This window comes from Burkholderia sp. LMG 13014 (assembly GCF_905232215.1).
GTDB lineage: Bacteria > Pseudomonadota > Gammaproteobacteria > Burkholderiales > Burkholderiaceae > Burkholderia.
The window spans coordinates 1-7,371 of the sequence record NZ_CAJNKE010000290.1 but is presented as its reverse complement, the minus strand read 5'-3'; the positions used below and the strand labels follow the sequence as shown (position 1 = coordinate 7,371).

The following is a 7,371-nucleotide window of genomic DNA, read 5'->3' as shown; positions in this document are numbered from 1 at the left end:
CCGGCACGATCAAACAGACCGAGCGCGAGATCGATGCGCTCGGCGGCCGCGGAATCGCGGTGGCCTGCGACCACGCGGACGACGCGCAGGTGAAGGCGTTGTTCGAGCGGATCGAGCGCGAAAGCGGGCGGCTCGACATTCTCGTCAACAACGCGACCTATCTGCACGATCAACTGATCCTGCCGGGCCCGTTCTGGGAGAAGTCGCTCGACCTCATGAACATCCTCGATGTCGGGCTGCGCTCGGCCTATGTCGCGAGCTGGCACGCGGCACCGCTGATGGCACAGCGCCGCAGCGGGCTGATCGCGTTCACGTCGTCGTTCGGCGCGAGCTGCTACATGCACGGCGCGGCCTACGGCGCGCAGAAGTCCGGCGTCGACAAGTTCGCGAAGGACATGGCCGTCGACCTGAAGCCGTTCGACGTCGCGGCCGTGTCGATCTGGATGGGCCCGCTGCGCACCGAGCGCACGACGCGCGTGTGGGAAGAACACCCGGATCTGTACAAGGAATTCTCGCTCGTCGCCGAAAGCCCGGAATTCACGGGCCGCGTGATTCACGCGATCCACGGCGATCCGCAGCGCATGACGCTGTCGGGGCAGGTGCTCGTCGGCGCGGAAGCCGCGTTGCAGTACGGCATCGCCGATCTCGACGGCAAGCAGCCGCCGTCGTACCGCGAACTGCTCGGCGGGCCCGTGCAGGCGCATCCGGCGATCGTCGCCTGAGGTGCGCGCATGGGCATCCTGAAAGGCAAGGTCGCACTCGTGACGGGTGCGGGGCAGGGCGTCGGCCAGGGCGTCGCGCAAGCGCTCGCGGCGGAAGGTGCGCACGTCGCGGTGGTCGGTCGTACCCGCGACAAGCTGCTCGCGACCTGCGAAGCGATCCGCGTGCGCGGCGGCGTGGCCGAGCCGTTCGTGTGCGACGTGATGGATGCCGCGCAGATCGCGCAGTGCGTCGACAGCGTCGTTGCGCGGTTCGGCGGCGTGCAGATCCTGATCAACAACGCGCAGGTCGTGCCGCTCGGCCGTCTGCTCGACGTGACCGACGCGGATTTCATGGCGGGGCTCGAATCGGGGCCGATCGCGACGCTGCGCATGATGCGCGCGTGCCATCCGTATCTGAGGGGGGACGGCGTGATCGTCAATTTTGCATCGTCGGCCGCGGTGCGCTGGGATGCGTCGGGTTACGGCGCATACGCCGCGACCAAGGAGGCGATTCGCGCGCTGACGCGCGCGGCGGCCTGCGAATGGGGCGTGGACGGCATCCGCGTGAACGCGGTCGCACCGCATGCGTTGTCGCCGGGCCTGAAAGGCTGGGTCGATGCGAATCCGCAGGAAGCCGCCGCGTTTTTCCGCACGATTCCGCTCGGCCGTGTAGGCGACTGCGAGCAGGACATCGGGCGCGCGATCGTGTTTCTGGCGAGCCGCGACGCGGCATACCTGACGGGTGCGACGCTGCCGCTCGACGGCGGGCAGGCTTACTGGGGCTGACGGCGGAAGCCGACGGCGCGCGGCGCTGGCCGCACGTCAATCATGATCCGGCAAGCACGCTCACGCATGCGCGTAGGCAGCAGCCGGCAAACCGGAATCGAAGCGAGGACGACATGGGTCGACTGGAAGGAAAGGTAGCGATCGTCACGGGCGGTGCGCGTGGCATGGGCGCGGCGACGTGCAGGCTGTTCGTCGCGGAAGGTGCGCGCGTCGTGATCGGCGATGTGCTCGACGCGGAAGGCGAAGCGCTCGCGCGCGAGCTCGGCGACGCCGCGCGCTTCATGCGGCTCGACGTCGCCGACGAAGCGAGCTGGGTGCGCGTGACTGACGCGACGATGGAGCAGTTCGGCCGTATCGACGTGCTGGTCAACAATGCGGCCGTGCTGATGTTCGGCGGCATCACCGAACTGTCGAAACGCGACTTCGAGCGCGCGGTGTCGATCAATCTCGTCGGGACGTTCGTCGGAATCCGTACGATCGCGCCGCACATGATCGCGCAGAAGCGCGGATCGATCGTCAACATCTCGTCGGTGGACGGGCTGCGCGGCGTGAACGCGCTGGCCGCATACGTGTCGAGCAAGTGGGGCGTGCGCGGGCTGACGAAGGTCGCGGCGCTCGAACTCGGCCATCAGGGCGTGCGCGTCAATTCGATCCATCCGGGCGGCGTGAACACTGCGATGTCGAACCCGACCGGCGCACCGCTCGAGGAAATCAACAAGCACTATGCGAACGTGCCGCTGCAACGCGTCGGCTTGCCCGACGAGATCGCACGCGCGACGCTGTTCCTCGCGAGTGACGAAGCGTCGTACTGCAACGGCGCCGAGCTGGCCGTCGACGGCGGCATGGCAGCAGGCGCGTATTACCCCGGATTGCCGGGCGCACCGTTTTGAGCAGGGGCGCTTGCCGCGCATTCACGTCAGATGTTTGTGTACGCAACCTAATTCGGGGTTTCCCGCAGTAGCGAAAACGCGAATTCGCGCAACTTGCTTTCGCGGTTGCCATAGGCGGGAGCGGCAGGCCGATTTTTCCACTCCCGCAAAACCCTTGCCGGACGGCCGTTCCGGACATTTCGTCCCCAAAGCGCGCGCAATGGCGCTGTAAAAAGGACTCACAGGCAACCGGCGTGCCGGCTCGCCGACATAGTTGTTTCTTGTTGCAACGCAACGTTTGCTGAATAACGGCGATGGTATGCTGGCCGTCATGGAGTTGTACGGCAGGTTGCTTGTATGGCGAAACTCGCGTTCGCAATTACTAAAGAGACATCACCTTCTCTCGCTCGCATCGCGGCATCGACGCGCGCTCCGCTCGCGCGTCCCGTCCTGCGCGCCGCCGCTTCCTGCGCTCCAATCGCATACCCCATCTCGCGGGCTCGTCCCGCATCCCCCATCCCCGCCCAATAATCTGGAGACGTCCTCATGTCGCAAAACACTATGGCCGAAGCAACACACGGCCCGCTGATCGCTCCGCCGGCTTTCGTCAAACATCGCAAGCTGATCGACTGGGTGTCGCGCATCGCGGCGCTTACGGAGCCCGAGCGCGTCGTGTGGTGTGACGGTTCGCAGGAAGAAAACGACGCGCTGTGCCAGGCGATGGTCGACCAGGGCACGCTCACGCGCCTGAACCCGGCGAAGCGCCCGAACTCGTATCTCGCGCAATCCGATCCGTCCGACGTCGCGCGCGTCGAGGATCGCACGTTCATCTGCGCGGCTTCGCGCGACGACGTCGGCCCGACCAACAACTGGATCGAGCCTGCCGAGATGCGCGAGACGCTCAACGGCCTGTTCCGCGGCTCGATGCGCGGCCGCACGCTGTATGTGGTGCCGTTCTCGATGGGCCCGCTCGGCTCGCCGATCGCGCACGTGGGCGTCGAACTGTCCGACAGCCCGTACGTTGCGGTGAACATGCGGATCATGACCCGCATGGGCCGCGAGGTGTACGACGTGCTTGGCGAGGACGGCGAATTCGTGCCGTGCGTGCACAGCGTTGGTCATCCGCTCGAAGCCGGCCAGCAGGACGTGCCGTGGCCGTGCAACCCGGTCAAGTACATCGTGCATTTCCCCGAAACGCGCGAGATCTGGAGCTTCGGTTCGGGCTACGGCGGCAATGCATTGCTCGGCAAGAAGTGTTTCGCGCTGCGTATCGCATCGACGATGGGGCGCGACCAGGGCTGGCTTGCAGAACACATGCTGATCCTCGGCGTGACGTCGCCGGCCGGCAAGAAGTATCACGTCGCGGCTGCGTTCCCGTCCGCGTGCGGCAAGACCAACTTCGCGATGCTGATTCCGCCGCAGGGCTTCGACGGCTGGAAGGTCACGACGATCGGCGACGACATCGCATGGCTGAAGCCGGGCCGCGACGGCCGACTGTACGCGATCAACCCGGAAGCCGGCTTCTTCGGCGTCGCCCCGGGCACCGGCGTGAAGACCAACCCGAACGCGATCTCGACGCTCACCGAAAACGTGATCTTCACGAACGTCGCGCTGACGGAAGACGGTGACGTGTGGTGGGAAGGGCTGACCGACACGCCGCCTGCGAAGCTGACCGACTGGCAGGGCAACCCGTGGACGCCGGAAATCGGCAAGGAAACGGGCCGCAAGGCCGCGCATCCGAATTCGCGTTTCACGGCGCCGGCTGCGCAGTGTCCGTCGATTGACGGCGACTGGGAGAACCCGGCCGGCGTGCCGATCGATGCGTTCATCTTCGGCGGCCGCCGTTCGACGACCGTGCCGCTCGTGACCGAGGCGCGCGACTGGGTCGAAGGCGTGTACATGGCCGCGACGATGGGCTCGGAGACGACTGCCGCGGCGGTCGGCCAGCAGGGCATCGTGCGCCGCGATCCGTTCGCGATGCTGCCGTTCTGCGGCTACAACGTCAGCGATTATTTCGCGCACTGGCTGAAGCTCGGCAAGCAGCTCGAAGGCGCGGGCGCCAAACTGCCGAAGATCTACTGCGTGAACTGGTTCCGCAAGGATGCGAACGGCAAGTTCGTGTGGCCGGGCTTCGGCGAGAACATGCGCGTGCTGAAGTGGATGCTGGACCGTCTCGAAGGCACCGGCGGTGGCGGCGATCATGCGTTCGGCGTGTCGCCCGCGTATGAGGACCTGCACTGGGATGGCCTCGATTTCACGCGTGAACAGTTTGACGCGGTGACGTCGATGAATGCCGACGAATGGCGTGAGGAGCTGAAGCTGCATGCGGCGTTGTTCGATACGCTGAAGCTGCGCCTGCCGGCCGAAATGACCGACACGATGAAGAAGATCGCGCAGCGCATCGGCGCCTGACGGTTCGCATTCGGGTCGTCATCCTGACGTCCCGCCGCCGGCATCCATCGCCGGCGGCGGGACGTTTTTGCATCCTGGTGTCGCACGACGCGCACTTCCGTCGCTGCAGCGACGCGCGTCGCTGCAGCGGTATCGGCAACATCCGTCAGACGGATGAGTGCGATAGCGCACGGTTGCGTGCCGGCAGGTTCGGGAAAATCGAAACCGGTTGTGCTCGTTGGGTAGCCGGCCGGAATTGTCGAATCGCAAGCGATACCAGGCCGTGGACTCGTGCGCGGGGGCGGCTATCGTCTTGGGCACTGTCGTCTTGCCCGTGCCTTCGGCAGCGAAGTTGCCGGCACCTTGATACACACTCAGAGGGTGCCTTGATGATTTTCAAAACGATGAGACGGCTGTCGAGCGCAGTTGGCGGTGCGCTATCGCGGGCTCGGGCCGGTTTGGGGTGGACCACGTTCATCGCAGCGCTGTTGGCGGGCCAACCCGCAATCGGCCAGACCAATACGCCTGTGCCCGCCATCAACCTGGGCAGCGAAATCAACGACATCATCAATCGCAACGCCAACGACCCGACGCAAGCGATCAACAACTACATGGCCGGCCTCGCGGCGACGAATGCCCGCTGGGTCAGGATCGATATCAACTGGGCGCGCATTCAACCCTCTCAGACCACGATCGACGTCAATGATCCCAATCCCGGAGCCAGCAGCGGATTGAACTGGGGCGTGACGGATACGGTCATTCGTGCGGCCCGCAATAACGGCCTGCGGGTGCTGGGCCTGATCTTGCTGACCCCGCAGTGGGCTGCCAGTTCGAAGTGCTCGAGCAGCTATCAGCAAGCGAACGGGGTTTCATCCTGGCTGTGCGCTCCGGATCCGACCTTCTACACCAACTTTGCCCGGGCAGCGGCCAGGCATTACGGCAGCGACAGTTACGGTGGCGAGGTCGATGCATGGGAAATCTGGAACGAGCCGAACTGCGGCATCGATTTCATGCCGCACGATCCGGTGCTGTATTCGCAGATCCTGAAGAGCGCCTACCCGGCGATCAAGCAGGCGAATCCGGGTGCCTACGTGTATGCGGGCGGCAGCGCGGCCTGTACGACGTATCCGAACAACACGAGCGGCGCGCTGCCGTCGAATGGTGTGGCGGGGCTCGTCAACTCGACCAATCCGGGTTATCCCGCGCCGACGCAGTGGGATCCGCGCGACTGGCTGGCCGTGATGTACGCGAGCGGCGCGAAGGGATATTTCGATGCACTTGCGCATCACCCGTACTGCTATTCCGACGACTGGCAATCGGCGCCCGACCAATGCCCGAGCACGACGCTCAACACCACGTACCCGCAATACTCGAATGCGTTCAACCTGATGTGGCATACCTTCACGTCGCCGTCGTACGCGTGGCCGTCGAGCAGCGGCAATACGTTTTCGAGCTATACCGGCACGAGCCTGCGCGATCAGATGAATGCGGCGGGTGACGGAGCAAAGGCGATTGCGCTTACCGAGTTCGGTGCACCCACAACCGGTACGGACGGTGCGACCAACTTCACCGGGCAACTTGGCGGCTCATCGACGCAATACACGAACGCCAATTTCCGGACCATGCAGAATGCGCCATTCCTGACACAGGCCAACCAGGCGCGCGAATATCGCGCGCTGATGGCATGGATCGCGCAGCAACCGAAGGGCGCATACGGTCCGGTGTATGCATACTGCTATTCGGACATGGCGCTGTCGTTGCCGAACAGCACGAACATTTATGAGCCGTACTTCGGCATCGTCACGCTCGGCTCGACGACCGGCTCGACGGGTACGCCCGGCCCGGCGAAGATAGCCGGCACGTCTCAGGCGAAGTCGAGTCAGTACTATCCCGCGTGGCCTGATTTCGGTATCAATGCGCGGGCCGCGGCGGCGGGCACCGCGGGGTATGCGCCGATCGGTCCGGGCTGGGTCAACGCGTTGGGCAAGTAAGTGCATTGAAACCGACGGCGAGGTCGTACTCGCCGAGTATCTACAGACGCGGAGACGTCCCCCGACGTCCCGCCGCCGGCATCCATCGCCGGCGGCGGGACGTTTTTGCATCCACGCCACGCACGCGCTTTTCGCTTACTGCGCGCGACAATGCGCGACGACTTCGTCCACCGCGCGCTGCACATCACCGCGCCGGTAGCGCAGCAGCGCGCTGTCGGCCGGATCGGGCTCGTACGACACGACATTGCCGCGCCCCGTGTAGATCGCGATGTCGGGCAGCAGCGGATGCTCCTGGTCGAGCGACGGCACGTCCCGCGGATTGCCGGCCGCGCGGAAGAAAGCGGCGAAGTAGTCGGCGAAGCTGAGGTTCTCGTCGCCGACGAGGTAGGCCTTGCCTGCTTCGCCGCGCTGCAGCGCCCCCCAGATCGCTTCCGACAGCGATTGCGTCGAGATGAAGTTGCTGCCGCCGGCTGGCCCGAACACGGGCAGCCCCGCGAACTGGCCCTGCGCATAGCCCGTATAGGCAGCGAACATTTCGTTGCGCAGGCCCGGCACCGATCCGACGACGAACGGCGCATTGACGCTGCAGACGGCGAACGACGGCGTCGCGAGCGCACGCACGCGTTCGTCGGC

The 7,371-nt window shown here is 65.3% G+C and carries 5 protein-coding genes and 1 pseudogene; 5 read left to right on the top strand and 1 reads right to left on the bottom strand.

The features are described from left to right. From JYJ84_RS23500 to JYJ84_RS23480, 5 genes are all read left to right on the top strand, one after another. Nucleotides 1-722 (top strand): SDR family NAD(P)-dependent oxidoreductase (locus tag JYJ84_RS23500; protein ID WP_205189518.1); only part of this gene is annotated, 722 nt, incomplete at its 5' end. A gap of 9 nt (nucleotides 723-731) precedes the next feature. After that, entirely contained in the window at nucleotides 732-1,487 is a 756-nt protein-coding gene (locus JYJ84_RS23495; protein WP_175219549.1) for an SDR family NAD(P)-dependent oxidoreductase, read from the top strand. A gap of 113 nt (nucleotides 1,488-1,600) precedes the next feature. Beyond that, entirely contained in the window at nucleotides 1,601-2,377 is a 777-nt protein-coding gene (locus JYJ84_RS23490; RefSeq protein ID WP_174958317.1) for a glucose 1-dehydrogenase, read from the top strand. 525 nt (nucleotides 2,378-2,902) lie between these two features. Beyond that, nucleotides 2,903-4,768, top strand: coding sequence for a phosphoenolpyruvate carboxykinase (GTP) (locus JYJ84_RS23485; RefSeq protein ID WP_122947099.1), 1,866 nt, complete (start codon nucleotides 2,903-2,905; stop codon nucleotides 4,766-4,768). Nucleotides 4,769-5,136: 368 nt separating this feature from the next. Beyond that, nucleotides 5,137-6,738, top strand: a complete 1,602-nt coding sequence (locus JYJ84_RS23480) for a cellulase (protein ID WP_374102123.1) — start codon at nucleotides 5,137-5,139, stop codon at nucleotides 6,736-6,738. A gap of 135 nt (nucleotides 6,739-6,873) precedes the next feature. Here the strand turns inward: JYJ84_RS23480 and JYJ84_RS23475 are convergent. Then, a pseudogene (locus tag JYJ84_RS23475) lies at nucleotides 6,874-7,371 on the bottom strand (nucleoside-diphosphate sugar epimerase); the annotation flags it as partial.

Coding starts and splice junctions, on each gene's coding strand:
- JYJ84_RS23495 (WP_175219549.1), top strand. CDS start 732: ATGGGCATCCTGAAAGGCAAGGTCGCACTCGTGACGGGTGCGGGGCAG.
- JYJ84_RS23490 (WP_174958317.1), top strand. CDS start 1,601: ATGGGTCGACTGGAAGGAAAGGTAGCGATCGTCACGGGCGGTGCGCGT.
- JYJ84_RS23485 (WP_122947099.1), top strand. CDS start 2,903: ATGTCGCAAAACACTATGGCCGAAGCAACACACGGCCCGCTGATCGCT.
- JYJ84_RS23480 (WP_374102123.1), top strand. CDS start 5,137: ATGATTTTCAAAACGATGAGACGGCTGTCGAGCGCAGTTGGCGGTGCG.